The sequence below is a fragment of the Geomicrobium sp. JCM 19038 genome (genome assembly GCF_000698125.1).
Taxonomy (GTDB): Bacteria; Bacillota; Bacilli; order Bacillales; family Marinococcaceae; genus Geomicrobium_A.
On record NZ_BAXA01000003.1, the window covers coordinates 114519 to 134814 of the forward strand.

The 20296-nt window shown below is 42.7% G+C and carries 15 protein-coding genes and 4 pseudogenes; 17 read left to right on the forward strand and 2 right to left on the reverse strand.

Annotated elements, in window-relative coordinates; genetic code table 11:
- Positions 1–15: 15 nt before the first annotated feature.
- Together JCM19038_RS05365 and JCM19038_RS05370 are read left to right on the forward strand one after the other, a co-directional pair.
- Positions 16–807, forward strand: coding sequence for a patatin-like phospholipase family protein (locus tag JCM19038_RS05365; protein ID WP_042415409.1), 792 nt, complete (start codon positions 16–18; stop codon positions 805–807).
- Positions 804–1868, forward strand: coding sequence for a SepM family pheromone-processing serine protease (locus JCM19038_RS05370; protein WP_042415412.1), 1065 nt, complete (start codon positions 804–806; stop codon positions 1866–1868). Before JCM19038_RS05365 ends, JCM19038_RS05370 begins: the two co-directional genes overlap by 4 nt.
- Here JCM19038_RS05370 and JCM19038_RS05375 read toward each other — a convergent pair.
- Entirely contained in the window at positions 1851–3062 is a 1212-nt protein-coding gene (locus JCM19038_RS05375; RefSeq protein ID WP_042415415.1) for a nucleotidyltransferase, read from the reverse strand. The genes JCM19038_RS05370 and JCM19038_RS05375 overlap by 18 nt on opposite strands.
- Positions 3063–3189: 127 nt before the next feature.
- Here JCM19038_RS05375 and JCM19038_RS05380 point away from each other — a divergent pair, with 127 nt between their 5' ends.
- The 3 genes from JCM19038_RS05380 (at position 3190) to JCM19038_RS05390 (ending at position 4626) form a co-directional block, all read left to right on the forward strand.
- Complete coding sequence (locus JCM19038_RS05380) at positions 3190–3723, forward strand: DUF177 domain-containing protein (RefSeq protein WP_042415419.1); 534 nt, start codon at positions 3190–3192, stop codon at positions 3721–3723.
- Between the two features lie 96 nt (positions 3724–3819).
- Positions 3820–3993: a 50S ribosomal protein L32 gene (gene rpmF / locus JCM19038_RS05385; protein WP_042359825.1), complete on the forward strand. Its 174-nt coding sequence runs from the start codon at positions 3820–3822 to the stop codon at positions 3991–3993.
- Between the two features lie 132 nt (positions 3994–4125).
- A complete protein-coding gene (locus JCM19038_RS05390) occupies positions 4126–4626 on the forward strand; it encodes an RsfA family transcriptional regulator (RefSeq protein ID WP_042415779.1) in 501 nt (166 codons plus the stop codon).
- 17 nt (positions 4627–4643) lie between these two features.
- Here the strand turns inward: JCM19038_RS05390 and JCM19038_RS05395 are convergent, their stop codons facing one another.
- A complete protein-coding gene (locus JCM19038_RS05395) occupies positions 4644–5135 on the reverse strand; it encodes an N-acetyltransferase (RefSeq protein WP_042415421.1) in 492 nt (163 codons plus the stop codon).
- Positions 5136–5342: 207 nt separating this feature from the next.
- Between JCM19038_RS05395 and JCM19038_RS25355 the strand changes: the two are divergent.
- From JCM19038_RS25355 to murG, 12 genes and pseudogenes are all read left to right on the forward strand, one after another.
- Positions 5343–5719: pseudogene (locus tag JCM19038_RS25355) on the forward strand (DUF3397 family protein).
- Between the two features lie 43 nt (positions 5720–5762).
- Positions 5763–7280: a bacillithiol biosynthesis cysteine-adding enzyme BshC gene (gene bshC, locus JCM19038_RS05405; protein WP_042415427.1), complete on the forward strand. Its 1518-nt coding sequence runs from the start codon at positions 5763–5765 to the stop codon at positions 7278–7280.
- A 629-nt stretch (positions 7281–7909) separates the two neighbouring features.
- The gene (gene mraZ / locus JCM19038_RS05415) at positions 7910–8341 is read left to right on the forward strand and encodes a division/cell wall cluster transcriptional repressor MraZ (RefSeq protein ID WP_042415432.1); all 432 of its coding nucleotides are present in this window, start codon (positions 7910–7912) and stop codon (positions 8339–8341) included.
- 18 nt (positions 8342–8359) lie between these two features.
- Positions 8360–9292, forward strand: coding sequence for a 16S rRNA (cytosine(1402)-N(4))-methyltransferase RsmH (gene rsmH, locus JCM19038_RS05420; RefSeq protein ID WP_042415436.1), 933 nt, complete (start codon positions 8360–8362; stop codon positions 9290–9292).
- 20 nt (positions 9293–9312) lie between these two features.
- Positions 9313–9675 (forward strand): cell division protein FtsL, encoded by a 363-nt coding sequence (gene ftsL, locus JCM19038_RS05425; protein WP_042359818.1) that lies wholly within the window; start codon positions 9313–9315, stop codon positions 9673–9675.
- A gap of 26 nt (positions 9676–9701) precedes the next feature.
- Positions 9702–11939 (forward strand): penicillin-binding protein, encoded by a 2238-nt coding sequence (locus JCM19038_RS05430; protein ID WP_042415439.1) that lies wholly within the window; start codon positions 9702–9704, stop codon positions 11937–11939.
- Positions 11940–12081: 142 nt separating this feature from the next.
- Positions 12082–14017, forward strand: a pseudogene (locus JCM19038_RS05435) (stage V sporulation protein D).
- 129 nt (positions 14018–14146) lie between these two features.
- Complete coding sequence (locus tag JCM19038_RS05440; RefSeq protein ID WP_042415444.1) at positions 14147–15616, forward strand: UDP-N-acetylmuramoyl-L-alanyl-D-glutamate--2,6-diaminopimelate ligase; 1470 nt, start codon at positions 14147–14149, stop codon at positions 15614–15616.
- A 25-nt stretch (positions 15617–15641) separates the two neighbouring features.
- Positions 15642–16624, forward strand: a pseudogene (mraY, locus tag JCM19038_RS05445) (phospho-N-acetylmuramoyl-pentapeptide-transferase).
- Positions 16621–17976 carry a UDP-N-acetylmuramoyl-L-alanine--D-glutamate ligase gene (gene murD / locus JCM19038_RS05450; RefSeq protein ID WP_042415447.1) on the forward strand — a complete coding sequence of 452 codons (1356 nt, stop codon included), beginning with the start codon at positions 16621–16623 and terminating at the stop codon, positions 17974–17976. Before mraY ends, murD begins: the two are co-directional and overlap by 4 nt.
- A 92-nt stretch (positions 17977–18068) precedes the next feature.
- Positions 18069–19169 (forward strand): annotated as a pseudogene (spoVE, locus tag JCM19038_RS05455) (stage V sporulation protein E).
- A gap of 22 nt (positions 19170–19191) precedes the next feature.
- Positions 19192–20283 carry an undecaprenyldiphospho-muramoylpentapeptide beta-N-acetylglucosaminyltransferase gene (gene murG, locus JCM19038_RS05460; RefSeq protein ID WP_042415450.1) on the forward strand — a complete coding sequence of 364 codons (1092 nt, stop codon included), beginning with the start codon at positions 19192–19194 and terminating at the stop codon, positions 20281–20283.
- Positions 20284–20296: the final 13 nt, after the last annotated feature.

The window sequence follows — 20296 nt, forward strand, 5'->3', positions numbered from 1 at the left end:
ACGGAGGAGTGAAATGTGGAACAACGAAAACCGAAAGTTGGTCTTGCTTTAGGTTCTGGCGGAGCGCGGGGAATTGCTCACGTCGGAGTCCTTGACGTATTTGAGAAAGAAAATATTCCGATTGATTATATTGCAGGCAGTAGTATGGGTTCACTCGTTGGTGCGCTATTTGCGCTTGGACATTCAGCGACTGATTTGGAAGAATTAGCATCATTGTTTAAACGAAAGTACTTTGTTGATTTTACGGTTCCGAAAATGGGGCTCATCAATGGGAAGCGAATTGAAGAATTAATTTATATGCTCACTCAAGGCAAAAATATCGAAGACTTAGAGGTCCCACTCTCAATCGTTACGACGGATTTGCAAAAAGGGAGATCAGTCATTCTAGATTCGGGTAGCATTTCAAAAGCCGTTCGAGCGAGCATTTCAATTCCTGGCATTTTTGTACCCGTACAATATGATGGCAAGATTCTCGTTGATGGTGGGATTGTTGATCGTGTTCCGATTCAAGCGGTTCGCAACATGGGCGCAGATATCGTGATTGCGGTTGATGTTTCATTTTTTCCAAAGGACCCACCGATTACGTCGATTTATGATGTGATAATGCAAAGTATGGAAATTATGGGAAGAGAGATCGTGGAAAGCAAATGGCTCCAAGCTGATGTGCTGATGCGACCGATTTTGAAGCAGCATAGTACTGTCGCTTTTCAAGAAATTGAAGCACTCGTTGAACAAGGGAGAGTAGAAGCCAGTCATTACGTAGAAGACATAAGACGGCGCATATTGAATTGGGAGGAGAAGCGATGAGCGAGAAGAACAACCGAAGTAAACCTACAAAGACGCTGTGGATCATAGCAATTAGCTTACTCGCTGTACTTTTGATTCAACAGATCCCAATTGGTTATTATTATTCTCAACCTGGAGATGCCACTGGTCTTCAAGAAATCATTACGGTTGAAGGGGGTTCAGACCTTGAAGAGGGAGAGTTTTACTTAACGACAATTTTGCAAAGTCGAGCCAACCCCTTTTTGTATTTATGGTCGTTTTTAAGCCCGTACCGCGTGTTAACACCAGAAGAGATGATTATGACCGAGAACGAAAGTGATGAAGAATACCACCATCGCCAAGTCGAGTCGATGAGGCAATCTCAAGATGCTGCAAAAATTGCAGCCTACCGAGCAGCGGGAGCAAGTGTAGATATCGAAGAAAATGGGGTTTTTGTTACTCAGTTTGTTGATGGAATGGGTGCAGTAGATGTACTAGAAGCCGGTGATTTAATCATTGGCGTCGATGAGCAAACGATTCTTAATTTCACAGAACTAACCGAAGCATTGTCTGAGAAAATGGAAGGTGAAGAAGCGGTGTTAAGCGTCATTCGTGAAGGGGAACAAATACAAGTTGATGTTGAAATGCAAACATTCCCGAATGCAGGAGAAGAGAATGGTCAGCCAGAGGATGCAGTCGGGTTAGGGATTATCTATCCTGTTAATGACCGCACCGTGACATTTGATCCGGAAGTTACGATTGAGGCAGGAGCCATTGGTGGCCCTTCTGCAGGGTTAATGTTCTCGTTAGAAATCTATAATCAATTGCAAGAGGATGATATTACACGAGGACTTAACGTAGCAGGCACAGGATCCATTGATGAAGACGGAAATGTTGGCAGAATCGGAGGCATTTCTCAAAAGATCGTTGCTGCAGATCAAGCCGGCATCGACATTTTCTTTGCACCTAATGATGAAGAGCTTGGTGAACTTTCAAACTATCAACAAGCCATAGAAGCAGCAGAAGACATCAATACCGACATGCAAGTCGTCCCAATTTCTACACTTGAAGAAGCGATTGACTATTTACGTTCTGTCGCTTAAAACGATCGGTTTCTCGTATTCGCGTTGGTAGAAGTCAGGCCTGGTTGAAGTTGGTAAATAGCTCCAATAAGCAAATGCGGCTTTTTCATCGAGTCGCATTTGTGCGTTTTTTTGCCTCGGCGGACGGTCGTACAGTTGAAGTGTTGTTTCTTTCTTAACTTTGCTTAAATAGGCTTGACCCACCTTAGAAAATCCTAACAAACGAACCGCAGACGGTTGACGGTTCGCACCTAATGCGTCAGCCATGCTCGCTTTCGTCGTTTTTGTTAAAATGTGGACGAGTGTACGTTGAATTCGAACCCAGGTGTATCGTTTTGTTTTTACGAGATTCATAAACGATTGGAAGCTGTCAGCTTTTTTTGCTGCGTTGACTAGCCGATATTCTAATCCTTCTTGAACGTCATAGTAAGAAGCAAGAACTGTGATGTCAGTCGTTAATAATTCATGTTGTAAGTACTTGTAATAGTCATCCCACGACACGAGTGGATGCTCGGTTAGTGCAGCGTACGTTTCATTTGGCACGAAAGGGCGAATGTCTTCAAGTTCATCGTTTGACAGTGCCCGTCTAATTGCAGTTGCGCTGGCGATTGCACTTTTTTCTTCAAGGTCTTCGCTATGGTATCCACTTCCGGTGCGCTGAATTGTTTCAGGCTGAATCGAAGCGTTTAATTCCCTTGCGGATTTCACGTACTGATAACCTAGAATGTTATTCGGTTGACTTAAATCTGGGAACGTCGTAGGTGGTGTTAATTCAAGAAATGCTTCAGACTGTGCTCTAGGGTATGACGCTCCTTCATTCATGCGTTTTTTTACGTGCGATTCTAGCGTTTGTTCATGTTGTTGCATAAACTGATCTAATTCCTTAAAAGCATCAATGTCACCGTATTCACTACCAAAGTAAAACGAGTCGATGAGTAAGTCGTTAAGAATTGAAACGCTTCCTCGAGCAAACAAGCTTGCATGTTGACTAGAATAAGCGTAGGGGAGTTCAACGACTAGATCAGCACCTGCATCAAGGGCGAGCTTCGTACGCGTTTGTCGCGAATAACTTGCAGGTTCGCCTCGTTGTAAAAAATACCCACTCATGACACAAACGACGACGTCTGCTTTCGCATGTTTTTTTGAGGTTTGTAAATGATAGAGATGACCGTTATGAAAAGGGTTGTATTCCACGATAAGCCCAATTGCTTTCATAATCACCCTTCTTTCGTAATTTGAATGTGAAATCATCGTTCGCTTACAGTATAATGTAAAGAAAAAATGTTGACAAACAAGCATAATGACAGCTATAATTACTTTTGTTGCTTTGAGGTGATAAATAATGCGCTGGACGATTCAACAGCTTCTAACAAGCCGTCAAGATACAATCCCTTTCGAGAAGGATGTGAACGTATCTGAACTTGTAGAACGCGATCAAGAACTGCGTGATATCTCACCTGTTCATATCAAAGGTTTTGTTCAGATTACTAGCCAGTATGCGACCTTTCAGTTTACAGCGACAGGTACGTTCGTGTTGCCTTGCGCTCGCACGTTGGTCGATACAACGTCTCCATTTGAAATTGACATTATTGAGCGATTTCGAATTGATGGTTTGCCAGTAACTGATGATGAAGATGAAACGCTGCATGAACCGGAAAATGGTTATGTTGATCTTCTCCCATATATTAAGGAGAACATTCTACTTGTAATTCCAATTCGTGTCATTAATGAAGATGAAGACCTTAAAAAAGATGGACTAACATCTGGAAACGGTTGGGAATTAAGCGAAAAGCAAAGCCAAGAGAATGATGATGATCAAAACGCCATTGATCCCCGTTTGAAAGACTTAGCTAAGTATTTTCAAAACGATCAATAATGAAGATGATCATAGATGGTTGCGCGTAGCTTCATGCATGTTGAAATGGATAATGTTTAAGGTAGTATCGATTTGTTAAAGGAGGTGGCAAGAGACATGGCAGTACCTAAAAGAAAAACATCTAGTACTCGTAAAAACAAACGCCGTACGCACGTAAAACTTGCTGTACCAGGTATGACAAAATGCCCGGAATGTGGAGAGCTTAAGCGTTCACACCGCGTATGTAAATCATGCGGAACGTACAAAGGTGAAAGTGTTGTAGAAGCGTAAACAGTAAGGAAGTCCCTTTATCAATATGATAGAGGGGCTTTTTTTAATTTCTCTTATGAATCATAGACTTACGAATTCTTGCATAAAAGTACATATCGGATTCTACTTACTATGAGGGTTGGAGGGATGGAAATGACAGCAATTCGTCAAGACGCCTGGAGCCAAGAGGAAGATCAGTTACTAAGTGATCTCGTATTAGCTCACATTCGAGAAGGAAAAACACAATTACAAGCTTTTGAAGAAGTAGGCAGTCGCTTAAAGCGAACGGCAGCTGCGTGTGGCTTTCGCTGGAATGCGACCATTCGAAAGCAATATACGAAAGAAATTGAGGCAGCAAAAGAGAATCGTCATTATGAACAAGCGCATGCAGAAGTAGCAAGTGTAGCGGATGTAACAACTAAAACAAGTTCTACGTTAAGTAGCATGAAAGATGTAATTGATTACTTGCAAACACTCGATGAATCAGAGTTGTACACAAAGAGGATTGAGAGTGAATTACAGAAAAAGCAATTAGAAAACGAAGCGCTCGTCTTAAAGCTTACGAAAGTAGAACGAGAACTAAAAGCTGTTCAACATGATTACCAATCGTTTATCTCACTTCTAGAAAAAGCGAAAAGTCATTCGCGAATATAAAAAAAGACGGGTCGCAATTATTGCGACTCGTCTTTTTGTAAGGTTTGTGCTTTTACATTAGATGGGTACCAAACGTAAGGGTTCTCTCCACGATCACGAATTTCATCGTAATGTACCGCATCAAATTTCATATTTAGCCAAAACTGATCAGATCCTTGGCGTGCATTTGTTTTAACTGGATAACCAAATGATTTCGCGTGTTCAACGAGTGCTTTACCAAAACGTTGGTTACGATAAGGTTCAAGAACTTCGAGTTTCCAAAGCTCTAAGTATTTTTGTGCTGGGGAGAAATATAAGTCATATGCCTTGTCAATCTCATATAAACACATTCTCGCTACGAGCCTGTCCCCGATGTAAATGCCGAAAAAAGGAGACTTGCTGTTATTTTCAATCATATCTTGCTCTAATTCTTCTTTCATAGAAAGTTCTTGAATGCCAACTTCCCGGAATGCTTTAAAATCCTCAAGTGTTTTGTAATTAATTCGGAGTTGCTCAATTTGTACGTCCAATGAAGTGCCTCCTTCGCTGTCTGTATTACAATTCTATACTACTATAAATTAACATTTTTGTCGTAGGTGACGACAAAAATCATTGAAAGACAGTTAAGCATTTCTTTATTGGGTTATGCTAAACTGGGTAGTAGAGAATGGGCTGCGTACACCAAAAGAATAGACACCTTTGCTGCTGCTCGAAGGGAGTTGTAGCGAGACTTGACGATGATTACTTTACTTACAGTGCTTATTACTTTTCCGCTCGTCGTTTTTTTGTTACTATCAGTTTTGCTTGTACGTTTTATGAGCAATAAAACGAGGGCGTTAAAAATTGCTGCAGATTGTAGTGTGCCGTTTTTCTTTTTTGCAGTAATGATGATTTGGTATGAACTGTTTACGATCGGCTTTATTTGGATTGCTTGGTGTTTTTATTCATTGGTATGTGGTTAACATTTGCCCAGTGGAAGAAGTTCGGCGATCTTTACGGTAGAAAGTTATTTACAGCGATTTGGCGAACGTATTTTATCGTTTTAGTGCCGATTTATGTTACGTTGTTATGCATCGGAATCCTTTCGAGTGTAACTACATATTTCACAGCATAAGCTTGATGTGAACGCACGAACTCGTCAAGAAAGGTCGGGAATCATGACAATAGAAAGATATTCAATGAATTTGGATAAATGGTTGAGTGGATACGCAAGTGGCGATGATGAAGTTCAATGTTTGTTTGATTATCGACCGATCGGTCATTCAACCGAACGCTTTGAAGAATTAAAGAGTTATCAGTTAAACCACGATGATTTGCGTCAGGCGCTGCGCGAATATCATCAGCAATTTGAATACAATGACATGCAGTTAGCGCAAATTGAGAAATTAAAAGATCAAAACGCTACGGTCATCGTAGGGGGACAGCAAGCAGGTCTTTTTACTGGACCGATCTATACAATTGCTAAAGCCTTAACGATCATCCAAAAAGCGAAGGTCGAACAAGAGCGTCTGCAAACGCCAGTAATTCCGGTTTTTTGGATCGCTGGAGAAGATCATGATATTGATGAAGTGAACCACGTGTATGTACACAGCACAACGGGTAGTGTAAAGCGAGTGAAGTATACTGGAGAGACGAAAGCAGGGGCGCCAGTGACGCATCAGCCTCTTGAACGTGAAGCGATAGAGAAGATGATTGATGAGATTCTAATCGCGCTTGGTGAAACGGACCACACGAAATCATTGCGTGACAAGCTGCAACAGTTCGCGGCACGTTCTAGCACGTTCACTCATTTCTTTGCTGAGATGATGTCTTGGATCTTTAAAGATGAAGGGCTTGTGCTCATTGACCCTGAAGAACCAATTTTTAGAAAGATGATGGGGAACATATTTGAAGCGCTGCTTTTGCAAAATGAAGATGTACGCCAAAGCTTTGTGAAAAGCAGTGAGCGTATGGAAGAGCAAGGGGAAGAACCGTTTATTACCCTTTCCAAAGATCATGCTCATCTGTTTTACCATATCGACGGCTATCGAGAGAAGCTCGTTGCAAATGAAGACGGAACGCTTTCAATTAGTGATCATCGCTTTAATCAATCGTCGAAACAATGGGCAAAAGAAGCTCAAGAATATCCTGAGCGCTTTAGTAGCAACGTATTTACGAGACCGTTTGTACAAGAGCAGATGTTGCCTGTATTGTATTTTGTAGCAGGTCCAGGTGAAATTAAATATTGGTCGATGCTTAAGCCATTTTTCCATCAATTTAACCGCAAAGTTCCTCCTGTCACCTTGCGCTTACAACAAACGTTTGTAAACCGACGTAGCGAAAAGGGCATTCGCGTTAGCCAAAAAACGCCTTTAGAAATCGTTTCAGAAGGTACACGAGCAAGAAGAGAAGAGCTAAAAGAGCTGTACCATAAAGTGGACAGTGAGAAACTGTATGAACGCAGTGTCAGCCTTCTAGAAGAAGCGGAGAAAGAAATGAGAGAAGCGCTTCTTTCATTTTCTAGAAGCGAAGAACGATATAGTGATCGTCGTTTAAATGAAATGAAACGAACATTTGAGTCGATGCGAGACAGAATCGACAGCTGGCAGTACCACAAAGCGGACGTTGACATTAACAAACTCACTCATGCGGAGCTCACTTATCGCCTAACGGTAAACCACAAGAGCGAATGTTAACGATCGTCCAAGTAATAAATGAGATTGGAATTGAACGTTTACGAACCCTCTTGTTTAGTGCAACGTTTGAAGAGTATCAACATCTCGTCTATTACGAATAAATCCCCCACTTGTCCCCACGAGTAGAGTGGGTTAATCGATTAAGCCGGTGTTTTTCTTCTAAGTGGAAGGAAAACGCCGTTTTTTTTATTTTTATTGATTGAATTATTTGTCTTTTATCGTAAGGCAATGAAAAAAGCGATGTCTGAAGAATGTAGAATCCGTCGGAAGAAACGTCTAATTAGACAGAGCCCGTCAAAACTTACAGCAGGAATGAAACGATCCTCGACATCGAGTGAAATGCCCCGTGAAGTTTACGCCATTTTTCACGGTATTTAGCGCGTAGTGAGATTGATAATAGTGATATATTTACTGAATAAGTGAAAACTGTAGTTATAAGAGCACGGGAAAGCCTGATTTGTCAAGGTTTTCCCGTGCTTATTCTCGTTTGTAATCGCGACAAAATTAGCGTCATTTCATAAGGTAATAAAACTGTAAAGAAATTGACGTAAAAAAATCGAGTATAAAACGTGGTGTAAAGTGGGGGATTGTGGTAAGTTAAAAATATCAAGTGGAGGGGGATGGCGAACATGTTCATGGGAGAGTATACCCACGCCATCGATGAAAAAGGACGGCTCATTATTCCATCAAAGTTTCGCGAACAATTGGGGGACCAGTTTGTCGTAACGAGAGGAATGGACCAGTGTGTCTTCGTATACCCTAGATCTGAATGGGACCTGCTTGAACAGAAGTTAAAATCATTGCCATTTACTAAAAAGGATGCCAGAGCGTTTACCCGTTTTTTCTTTTCGGGTGCTCAAGAGACATCTTTTGATAAACAGGGGAGAGTCAACATCCCGCTACCGCTTCGAACCTATGCGAATTTAGAGAAGGAATGTGCCATTATTGGTGTTTCAAGAAGAGTTGAGATTTGGAATTCTTCTATTTGGGAAGCCTACTTTACTGAGTCCGAAGAATCGTTTAGCGAGATTGCTGAATCAATGGAAGATCTTGATTTCTAAAGAAAGGAGCGTGCAACGATTTTTAAGCATGAAACTGTGCTTCTACAAGAAGCCGTTGACTATTTGGATATCAAACCCGATGGTGTCTATGTCGATTGTACTTTTGGCAGGGGAGGACACTCATCGCACATCTTAGAACAGTTAAATGATCAAGGTAGGCTGTACGCTTTTGATGCAGATGAGGAAGCGATTTTGTCAGCGAAAGAACGATTCGCAGATGAACCACGTTTAATACTTACTCACGTCAACTTTAAAGAGGCGGTACCGACGCTTCGTTCACTAGGCGTTGAACAGATCGATGGCGTTTTGTTCGATCTTGGTGTTTCTTCACCGCAATTTGATGATAAATCCCGAGGGTTTAGTTACCAAGGGGATGCTCCGCTTGATATGAGAATGGACAGGCGTCAACCGTTGTCAGCGAAAGAAGTCGTTAACGAGTGGAGTTTTGAACAATTATCACAGATGATTTATCGCTACGGGGAAGAGAAATTTGCAAAGCAAATTGCACGCGCGATTGAAAGAGCACGGATAAAAGAGCCAATCGAAACGACCGACCAACTCGTTGAGCTCATTAAAGAAGGAATTCCAGCTGCAGCGAGAAGGACTGGGGGACATCCTGCTAAGCGAACGTTTCAAGCGATTCGGATTGCAGTTAATGATGAATTGCAATCGTTTGAGCGTGCGTTATCCGATTTTGTATCTATGATGAACTTGAATGGACGCATTGCGGTCATTACGTTTCATTCATTAGAAGATCGCTTAACGAAGTCAACATTAGACGAATTTTGTCGCTTACCAAAGCTTCCGCCAGGTTTACCAGTTATCCCGGAAGAATTAGAACCATCGATGCGCTGGGTGAAAAAGAAACCAATTTTACCGAGTGACGAAGAAATTGAACACAACCGTAGAGCCCGTTCTGCTCGTCTTCGCGTCGTAGAAAAAATAAAGTAATCAAATCGAGGGAGGCAGCAATGAGTCAATTCGCACATAAACATCAACATGTTGAAGAGCATCATCAAAGTCAAGATGTACGTACCGTAAAAAAGCGTATTCAAAAACGAATTACTCTTGGTGAAAAATGCATCATGTTCATGATTCTTGCCATTGTTGTGACGACTGCCCTTTTTATGATCTCCAACTACGCGACCATTTACGGTCAAAACAGTAGCATTGACACGTTGGAGCGTGACATTGCAGCTCAACAAGAGCGTAATGCTGGATTGGATTTACAAGTCGCGGAATTAAGTGACCCTGAGCGAATTCTACACTTAGCACAGGAGCATGGTATGGAGTTAAATGAAGCCAATGTGCAGGTTGTAACAGGTAACGAATAGTACGCATTGAGCAAGGTGGTGGTGTTGTGAAACGTACAACGATCGTATACCGAGCGTTAACCGTGTTCGCCGTTGCTGCGCTTTTTTTGGCAGTAATTGGCGGACGTTTTTTATATGTACAAGTAGCAAAAGGGACGAGCGAGCACGACTATATGGCGTATGCAGAAAGTCAGTGGACGAGTGAGCAACCGTTACATGGTGAAAGGGGAACGATTTACACGAGTAACGGAAGTGCCGTTGCAGAAGAAGTGTCTTCTTATTCAGTCCAAGCCATTCTTAAAGATGATTATGGCTATGAAGCTGTCGAAGACATTGATCACACTGCTGAGCAGTTAGCGCCTTATATTGGTCTTGAAACGAACGAATTAAGAGATATGTTGCAAAGAGGTGTCGATGCAGATCGTTTCCAAGTTGAACTAGGAAGCGGGTCTCGTCAATTAACGTATGAAGAAAAAGAGAACATTGAGGACTTAGAACTTGCGGGTATTGAATTCAAAACGGAGCCAAGACGATATTATCCGAACCAAGACTTTGCTTCTCATGTCGTTGGATACTTTGATCGAAGCGAGGATGAACCAGCCATGGGGTTGGAATCTTCGTTAGATGAGTATCTCCTTGGAAGTGGAGGCTCGTATAGTTATTTACGTGCACGAAACGGTGTGCCATTGCCTGGTGAGGCGCGCGAGATGGAAGAAGCGTATCACGGACAAGACGTCTACTTGACGTTGCATTCGCACATTCAACTTGCCGTTGAACAAGCACTAACGGTTGCTGAAACGCTTTACGATCCTGAGCGCATGATGGCAATCGTTGCGGATCCGAAAACAGGTGAAGTACTCGCGATGAGTAATCGTCCGTCGTTTAATCCAAATTATTATCAATCGATCTCGAACCATATGAACTTTACCGTGTCTGACCATTTCGAACCAGGCTCGACGATGAAGATGTTTACGATGGCTGCAGCGATTGAAGAAGGCGTATACGATGACGAAGAATATTTTCAATCGGGAACGTATAGCACTGGATATAGTGATACCCCGCACATTCGTGACCACAATCAAGGACGAGGTTGGGGAGACATTCCCTATAAAGAAGCGATGCCGAGGTCGGCAAACACTGCTTTTGCAAGAATTGTTAATGACAAGCTCGGTGCAGACCGATTCTATGAATATATGGAACGCTTCGGATTTGGAAGACCGACTGGAATTGGTTTGCCGATGGAGGCTTCAGGCTTAATGTCTGAAAATGACTTAGGGGCCATCTATTCAGGATTTGGACAAGCATCGGCCGTTACACCGATTCAACAGGTTCAAGCGGCAACGGCAATCGCCAACGGTGGCGATATGGTTCAGCCATATTTAATCGACAAAATCGTTAACCCGAACACAGGAGACGTCACGTATGAACATGAACCTGAGCTTTCAGGTCAGCCGATCTCTGAAGAAACAGCAAACCAAGTGAAAAGTCAATTACGCGATGTTGTGTACAGTGATATTGGTACGGGTCAACCGTATCAAGTAGAAGGAATTGAAGTTGCAGGGAAGACGGGTACGGCACAAATTCCGAGTGAAGGTGGATATTTGAACGGTCATAATCAGAACATCTTTTCCTTTTTAGGGATGGCCCCGTATGACGATCCTGAACTTATCGTTTACGTTGCTGTAGATCGACCGAATATGCCTGATGGTAGAAGTGGTAACGGAGCTGTCGCTGAGATTTTTAATACGGTGTTAAAACAGAGTATCCAATACTTGAATTTAACGTCATATGATCTTGATGCTGATGAGTATCAACCAGAAGGTATTGAAGTGACCGATGTGACAGGATCAAGAATTAATCGTGCTGTGGAAGAGTTGCAAGAGCATAACCTTGACGCAGTTGTAATAGGTGATGGCAACCGGGTTGAAAAACAATACCCTGACGCCCACGAGAAAGTTTTAGCAGGTGAAAAGATCTTTCTTCATACCGGTGGCGAAAGTATCATGCCTGACTTTACAGGATGGTCGCAACGAGATGTGATGAAGTTTGGTGTCGTTGCAGACCTTAACATTCATGTTGAAGGCAACGGTTTTGCAATGAATCAATCATTAGAACCTGGGGCGTCATTATCAGGAGTAGAAACGATTGACGTTGCATTTACAACAGACCGAAGTGCTTTAGACGATGAAGAAGAATCGTCGCCAGATGAAGCGGAAGAGTCATCTGAAGAGTCACCAACAGAAGAAGTAGAAGAATCACAAGAAGAAGAGGAACCAGTAGAATAATCGTTTGCAGTTCTGATTAGAACCGTACAAGCATATTGTAAAAGGGACAGACCGTAATCGGAGGACTTTTGAAAAGCGTCGAACGTATACGCTACACATTAGCCCTCCTTTTTTTGAACCTCTCGTTAAAGGTGGCCCTTTTATGTCAAAAATAACAAAAACGCTCGTACGTAAACGCCTCTTTTTCTTTTTAATCATTGGCCTCGTTTTGGCAATTGTATTAATGGCAAGACTAGGGTATGTACAGTTTGGTCTTGGTGGCTGGCTTACAGGAGCTGCTGAAGATTCATGGAGCGTGATTTACCTTTTGAAGCAGAACGAGGAGAGATCTTGGATCGAAATGGAGAAGTGCTAGCGACGAATGTTAGTGCACCGTCCGTGCTCGTCGTGCCACGGCAAATTGATCATCCTGAAGAAACGGCGGCAATGCTTGCAGATTTACTAGACGGAGACAAAGAGCGAATTTACCGTCAAGTGACTGAGAAGAGCTCAATCGTAAGAATTAATCCAGATGGTCGAAAGATTGATCAAGAGGTGGCTAGTGATATTCGTAAAATGCGCCATTCAGGCGTGTATATTGTGGAAGACAATAAGCGTCACTATCCACAAGGAGAACACCTTGCACACGTACTCGGCTTCGCAGGTATTGATAATCAAGGCTTAGTCGGTTTGGAAAGTTTTTATGATGAGAAATTGGCTGGACAAAGTGGTCACGTATCCTTCTTCTCAGATGCACAAGGTCGTCGTCTTCCAGACATGGCTGATCAATACCAACCGCCACAAAATGGAATGGACGTAAAGTTAACGATCGACGATCGGGTGCAAACGATTATTGAACGTGAGCTTGATAATGCAGAAGCAACGTACAACCCAGACGGTGCGCTCGCAATTGCAATGGATCCACAATCTGGAGAAATCCTTGGCATGTCTAGTCGCCCTCACTTTAACCCAGACGATTATCAATCCGTATCACCAGAGATTTACAATCAGAACCGCCCGATTTGGGCGCAGTATGAACCCGGGTCAACGTTTAAGATCATAACGCTTGCAGCTGCACTAGAAGAGAATAAAGTTGACCTAGATAACGATCATTATTACGACAGTGGGTCAATTGAAGTGGCAGGACATCGGCTTCGCTGTTGGAAAAAAGGTGGGCATGGCAGTCAAACGTTTCTAGAAGTTGTACAAAACTCTTGTAACCCAGGCTTTGTTGTTCTTGGGGAGCGCTTAGGTACAGAGAAGTTATTTGATTACATTCGAGCTTTTGGTTTCGGTGAAGAGACAGGCATTGATATGGACGGCGAAGGATCTGGCATTCTATTTAAAGAAGAAAACGTCGGTCCGCTCGAACGTGCGACGACCGCATTCGGTCAAGGGGTTGCCGTTACACCGATTCAACAAGTTGCCGCCGTTGCCGCAGCTGTAAATGGTGGAACGTTATACCAACCGTTTATTGCAAAAGATTGGATTAACCCTGATACAGATATGGTGATTGACAGTCAGATGCCAATTGCAAAACGTAACGTCATCTCAGAAGAGACGTCTAAAGAAGTGCGTCGTGCCCTTGAGAACGTAGTCGCTCAAGGCACAGGTGGAAAAGCATTTGTTGATGGGTACCGAGTAGGTGGGAAAACAGGTACCGCTCAAAAGGCTTCTGGTGGTCGATACTTGGAAAACAATCATATCGTTTCATTTATCGGATTTGCCCCAGCAGACGATCCACAAATCGTCGTCTACGTTGCTGTAGACAATCCGAAAAACACGGTTCAGTTCGGTGGCGTTGTTTCGGCACCGATTGCAGGTAAGATTATTGGCGATAGTTTAGAAGCAATCGGTGTGCCTAAGCGAGAGGATCAAATCGAGAAGAAATTAACGTGGACGGATGTACCGGTTTTAGAAGTTCCTGACCTAACTGGATTGACCTTCGAGACATTCACGATGCAAGTTATCCGTTAGAACTTGATATTCAAGGAAATGGTGAATTTATCCAACGTCAATCACCAGTAGCAGGCGAACGAGTGGAAGAAGGATCTACAGTCCGGATCTTTATGGGGGATGAAGAACAGCCAAGGGACTAATTTCCTTGGCTGATTGCTTATACATAAGAGTCTTTCGTAAGTTTTTTGCGTGTACTTAGAAATTGTAACCATATAAGAAGCTATTAATGATATAATAATTGCTTGTGAGAATGAAAGTGAGTGGTAAAAATGAAATTAAATGATCTAACCGAAGACCTACTCGTCTTCCAAAAATCAACTTCACATAACCCTACAATTACATCTGTAGAAATGGACTCTAGAAAAATTCAATCAGGGTCGCTCTTCGTTGCACTTCGAGGCTTTACAGTGGACGGTCATCAGTTCGCCGAACAAGCCGAGCAAAAAGGTGCAAGTGCGATTATCGCTGAAGAGGTACTTAACGTTTCGATTCCAGTTATTGTCGTGAAAGATTCGTATCGTGCCTTGGCACAAATCGCGGCGAAGTTTTATGATGATCCGACAAAACAATTAAATGTGATCGGAGTAACAGGAACGAACGGAAAGACAACAACAACACACTTAATTGAAAACATCTTTAACGAAGCAAAACGCTCATTAGGTTTAATCGGGACATTGTATACAAAGTATGCAAACGAGACATTTGAATCAAAGAACACAACGCCAGAATCATTGCTATTACAAAAAACCTTCCGTGACATGGCTGATGCAGACGTCACAGATGTGGCAATGGAAGTGAGTTCACAAGCGCTCGCACTCGGTCGTGTTCGTGGGACGGACTTTAACGTAGCTGTCTTTACGAACCTGACTGCTGACCACTTAGACTATCATGAAACCATTGACAATTATAAGCACGCAAAGAGTTTATTATTCTCTCAACTCGGGAACCGATACGCGGATGAGTTAAAAGCTGCCGTTTTAAACATCGATGACCCAGTGAGTGCAGAACTCATGCAAGCAACAGCAGCCCCAGTCATTACGTATGGACTAAGTGATAAAGCGGATGTTTGTGGGAAGAACCTACGTCAAACACCATCTGGTACATTTTTTACGTTAGAAATTGGTGATCAATCGATCGACCTCGATCTTAAAATGGTCGGAAGGTTTAACGTCTATAATGCGTTAGCGGCAGCAAGTGCAGCGTACGTTTCAGGGATTTCCCTAGAGACGATTAAATCAAGCTTAGAAGCAAGTAAGCCAATTCCAGGTCGATTTGAAACGGTGAACCTAGGCCAAGATTATGCCGTCATTGTTGATTATGCTCATACTGCAGACAGCCTTGACAACATTATGCAAACCGTTAAGGACCTTGCAACGAAAAATGTCTACGTCGTTGTTGGTTGTGGTGGCGATCGTGATCGTACGAAACGTCCAGAAATGGCTAGAATTGCTGAGAGCTTTGCAGATCTCGCGATTTTCACGAGTGACAACCCGAGATCTGAAGATCCAGAACATATTTTGCGTGACATGGTTGCAGGTGTACAAACAAATCGTTATGAAGTGATCGTAAACCGAACGGAAGCGATTGATTATGCGATTTCTAAAGCAACGAAAGATGACGTGATTGTCATTGCTGGTAAAGGTCACGAAACGTATCAAGAAGTAAACGGCGTATTTCATGATTTTGACGATCGTGAAGTTGCGAAAGAAGCGATTATGAAACGGTTAAGCCAAGCGTAAACAATGGTGAAAGGAGAGAGCTTACATGTTTGAACCCGTTATACTCATCGCGATTGCAACTGCATTTGTTTTATGCGTTGCTCTTTCCCCATTGTTTATTCCAATGCTTCACCGCATGAAGTTTGGGCAAAGCATTCGCGACGAAGGACCAAAAAGTCATCAAAAGAAAAGTGGTACGCCAACGATGGGAGGCATCGTTGTACTCATTAGTATCGTTTTGACGGTGTTTATCGTCATTGCGTTTGTACCTCAACTAGAGCTCGATTACCGCATATGGTTATTGTTACTCGTAACCGTAGCCTTTGGTCTCGTCGGATTTCTTGATGACTTTATTAAAGTTGTCATGAAACGAAACCTCGGTTTAAATTCAAAACAAAAACTTCTAGCACAACTTGTCGTTGCTGCGATCTTCTATTTCGTACTTCGTCAATATGAATTTTCTACGAGTGTGCACATTCCAGCTACTTCACTATCAATTGATATCGGTTGGTTGTACTTGCTGCTCGTTGCAGTGATGCTCGTCGCGCTTCCAATGCTGTGAATTTAACGGACGGCCTAGATGGACTACTTGCAGGTACATCTGCAATTGCATTTGGTGCGTTCACCGTGCTCGCATGGGCTGCCGGATTTACAGAAGTTGCGATCTTCTCAGCGGCTGTTGTTGGTGCAGTTCTCGGATTTCTCGTCTTTAATGCGCATCCAGCTAAAGTATTTATGGGTGACACAGGGTCGCTCGCATTAGGTGGTGCGATTGCGGCGATTGCAATTTTGATTGAGATGGAAATTCTTCTCGTCTTAATTGGTGCTGTGTTCGTCATTGAGACGCTTTCTGTCATCATTCAAGTAACGTCTTATAAGCTAACGAAGAAGCGAGTATTTAAGATGAGTCCACTCCATCATCATTACGAGCTTGTCGGTTGGTCTGAATGGAAAGTGGTTATCGTCTTTTGGATCGCTGGATTAATCTTTGCGGTTCTTGGCGTATACATTGGGGTGTTAGATTTATGATGATGGATCAATTGCAAGATAAATACGTTTTAATTTTAGGGCTTGCTAGAAGCGGAGAAGCGGCTGCGCGCCTTCTTATAAAGCATGGTGCAAACGTTGTCGTTAATGAATACAAGCCAAAAGAAGAGTTAAACAACGTTGAAGCATTAGAAGCCCTCGGGGTTACGTTCGTAACCGGAGGGCATCCCCCGTACCTTCTTGAACAAAATCCAGCTTTTATCGTAAAAAATCCGGGCATTCGTTATGATAATCCAATCGTTCTTGGAGCTATTCAACAAAACATTCCAGTTGTAACTGAAGTAGAGCTCGCGGGTGAGATTCTTAACGGAACACTCATTGCGATTACAGGTTCGAATGGTAAAACGACAACGACAAAGTTAATCGAAGAAATGATAGCTGCAGATGATAAACGAGCGTTTTTAGCAGGAAACATCGGTTTGCCAGCTTGTGAAGTGGCAGAGAAGGTTCAAGAAGACGACTATATGGTCACAGAAGTGTCTAGTTTCCAGTTAAAAGGAACGATTAACTTTAAGCCAGAGGTTGCTGTCTTGTTAAACATCTTTGACGCTCATTTGGATTATCATGGTACAAAAGACGATTATGTCGATTCAAAAGCGAACGTAACCGCTTTTCAAGTTGCTACTGACGTGCTCGTCTACAATGAAGATGATCCAACGGTAAAGGAAATTGCAAGCCGTTCAAAAGCAAAACCGCTACCATTTTCACTCCAGTCCACGTTATCATACGGTGTGAGTTTAGATGAAAATAAGAAAGTCATTCAAGTTGATGGTGAGCCGATCATTGCCATTGACAAGATCGTGCTCCCAGGTATGCACAATTTGGAGAACATCCTCGCAGCGATCGCGGTCGCTACGACATGCAACATTAACAAAGAAGCGATTGCTCACGTGTTAATGTCATTTAGTGGTGTTGAACATCGATTGCAATTCGTTAAAGAATTGAATGGACGAAGAGTCTATAACGATAGTAAAGCGACGAACATATTAGCGACTGACAAAGCGCTACGCGCCTTTAACGAGCCAATTGTACTCATTGCAGGCGGATTGGATCGTGGCAATGAGTTTGATGAACTCGTTTCCAGTTTAACGAGTGTGAAAGCACTTATAACGTATGGTGAGACGAAAGAGAAGTTAAAGCGTGCTGGTCAAAAGGCAGGTGTTCAGTCGATTGGTTTACATGAAACGATTGAAGAAGCGGTTGAACAAGCGTATGAAGCCTCTGACGAAGGTGACGTTATTTTATTGTCTCCAGCTTGTGCGAGTTGGGATCAGTTTAAAACCTTTGAAGAGCGTGGAGAAGCATTTTTGAAAGCTGTTGAAGCAATTCAGTAAAGGGTGGACATGTTACGGCAACACGCGTCATAAGCTGTAGTAGGACTGTTCAAATAAGAACAGCATAATCAGCGTTGTGACGGGGTGAAACTGTGAAAAATACAAAACAACCGGTCGATGGTTTATTATTATTTGCCATTGGTGCATTGCTAATTATCGGGGTTATTATGGTGTACAGTGCGAGTGCCGCTTGGGGGGAATATCGTTTTAACGATCCGTTCTATTTCTCCAAGCGACAAGCGCTCTTTGCATTTGTCGGTGTCATTGGCCTCGTCATTATGATGCACTTTGACTATTGGAAGATGAGAAGGTATGTCGTACCGGCACTTTTTGTCTGCTTTGGTTTACTTATTCTCGTGCTCATTCCTGCGTCGGCTTAATTCGTGGTGGTGCTCAGAGTTGGATTGGTGTAGGTGCTTTCTCCATTCAACCGTCAGAGTTTATGAAACTTGCGATGATTGGGTTTTTGGCACATTGGCTTTCCAACAACAATCAACTGCTGTCGTCCTTTAAAAAAGGGCTTTTGCCACTGCTTGCAACGATCTTCGTAGCGTTTGGCATGATTATGTTGCAACCTGATTTAGGTACTGGAGCAGTCATGGTGGCAACATCATTTATCATTTTATTCGTTGCGGGAGCAGGATTAAGCACTTTGCTGTCCTCGGTGGGATTGGCGTATTAGGATTTGTAGGGTTGATAGCATCTGCACCTTACCGTATTGACCGAATCACATCGTTTTTAGATCCGTGGAGTGATCCACTCGGAACAGGGTTTCAAATTATTCAATCACTTTATGCGATTGGACCAGGCGGATTGTTTGGAATGGGTTTTGGTGAAAGTAGACAAAAGTATTTTTACTTACCCGAGCCTCAAACGGATTTTATATTTGCCGTGATTGCAGAAGAAGGTGGCTTTATTGCAGGAGCATGGTAATCTTCTTGTTTACAGTCATCTTATGGAGAGGGATTCGAGCTGCTTTGCTTGCTCCTGATTCATTCGGCACATATCTTGCGGTCGGAATTGTTGGTATGCTTTTCGTACAAGTAGCGATCAACATTGGCGTTGTTATTGGCTTAATTCCAGTAACAGGGATTACGCTGCCACTCTTAAGTTATGGTGGCTCGTCGCTTACGCTCATGCTTGTTGCTTTAGGTATTCTATTAAACATTAGCGCTCACGCAAGAAGCGTTTAATATTTTGAAATTAGGTGGGAAAATGAAAGTATTATTAACTGGTGGAGGTACAGGCGGTCACATTTACCCTGCACTTGCCCTTGCAAATGAAATTAAACGTCAGTACCCAGACGCTCATTTCTTATATATAGGTACGTCCAATGGTTTAGAAGCAAACATCGTTCCAAACCACCCATTGCCGTTTGAAACAATTGAGATTAGTGGATTTAAGCGAAAGCTTTCCTTCGAAAATGTGAAAACGATTAAGCGCTTTTTAACGGGTACGAAACGAGCGAAATCATTGATTCGTTCGTTTCAACCAGATGTGGCGATTGGAACAGGTGGCTACGTTGCGGGTCCTGTGATGTATGCGGCAGCGAAGTTAAACGTTCCAACGATCATTCATGAACAAAACAGTGTTCCTGGGCTTACGAATAAATTTTTAAGTCGATACGTCGATCGTGTCGCGACGTGTTTTGATGAAGCGACGAACTATTTTCCAAAAGAGAAGACGGTATACACTGGAAATCCAAGAGCCCAAGAAGCGTTGCGTGCAGACAACGTCGATTTACAAAATGAATATGGACTGGATGCGAATGTACCTACTGTATTGATTGTCGGAGGTAGTCGAGGCGCAAGACCGATTCATGAAGCGTTTTTGGAAGCACTTCCGCAGTTAAAAGACAAAATCTGTCAATTTCTCTATGTTACGGGCGACGTTCATTATGATAAAGTGAAAGAGCAACTAGAAACGATTGAGACGAATCAACACGTCGTGATTCGTCCATTTATTTCAGATATGCCGAGCGTTTTAAAAAGTGTCGACGCAATTGTTAGTCGTGCTGGTGCAACGACCCTCTCAGAAATTACAGCAATTGGGATTCCATCAATTCTGATTCCCAGTCCGTATGTAACAAACAACCATCAAGAACACAATGCACGAGCGCTTGAAAAAGCAGGTGCAGCAATTGTTCGTAAAGAAAATGAATGGGGATCAGAACAGCTTGCTTCTGACTTACGCAACATTTTTGACGGAGAAACGCAAAGCAACATGAAGCTTGCTGCACAAAAAGCAGGAACACCTGATGCGAGTGATCGTTTTATCAAAGTCATCCAAACATTAATCAAAGAATAACAGCAGGACGGTA

Coding starts and splice junctions, on each gene's coding strand:
- JCM19038_RS05370 (WP_042415412.1), top strand. CDS start 804: ATGAGCGAGAAGAACAACCGAAGTAAACCTACAAAGACGCTGTGGATC.
- JCM19038_RS05375 (WP_042415415.1), bottom strand. CDS start 3,062: ATGAAAGCAATTGGGCTTATCGTGGAATACAACCCTTTTCATAACGGT.
- JCM19038_RS05380 (WP_042415419.1), top strand. CDS start 3,190: ATGCGCTGGACGATTCAACAGCTTCTAACAAGCCGTCAAGATACAATC.
- rpmF (WP_042359825.1), top strand. CDS start 3,820: ATGGCAGTACCTAAAAGAAAAACATCTAGTACTCGTAAAAACAAACGC.
- JCM19038_RS05390 (WP_042415779.1), top strand. CDS start 4,126: ATGACAGCAATTCGTCAAGACGCCTGGAGCCAAGAGGAAGATCAGTTA.
- bshC (WP_042415427.1), top strand. CDS start 5,763: ATGACAATAGAAAGATATTCAATGAATTTGGATAAATGGTTGAGTGGA.
- mraZ (WP_042415432.1), top strand. CDS start 7,910: ATGTTCATGGGAGAGTATACCCACGCCATCGATGAAAAAGGACGGCTC.
- ftsL (WP_042359818.1), top strand. CDS start 9,313: ATGAGTCAATTCGCACATAAACATCAACATGTTGAAGAGCATCATCAA.
- JCM19038_RS05440 (WP_042415444.1), top strand. CDS start 14,147: ATGAAATTAAATGATCTAACCGAAGACCTACTCGTCTTCCAAAAATCA.
- murD (WP_042415447.1), top strand. CDS start 16,621: ATGATGATGGATCAATTGCAAGATAAATACGTTTTAATTTTAGGGCTT.
- murG (WP_042415450.1), top strand. CDS start 19,192: ATGAAAGTATTATTAACTGGTGGAGGTACAGGCGGTCACATTTACCCT.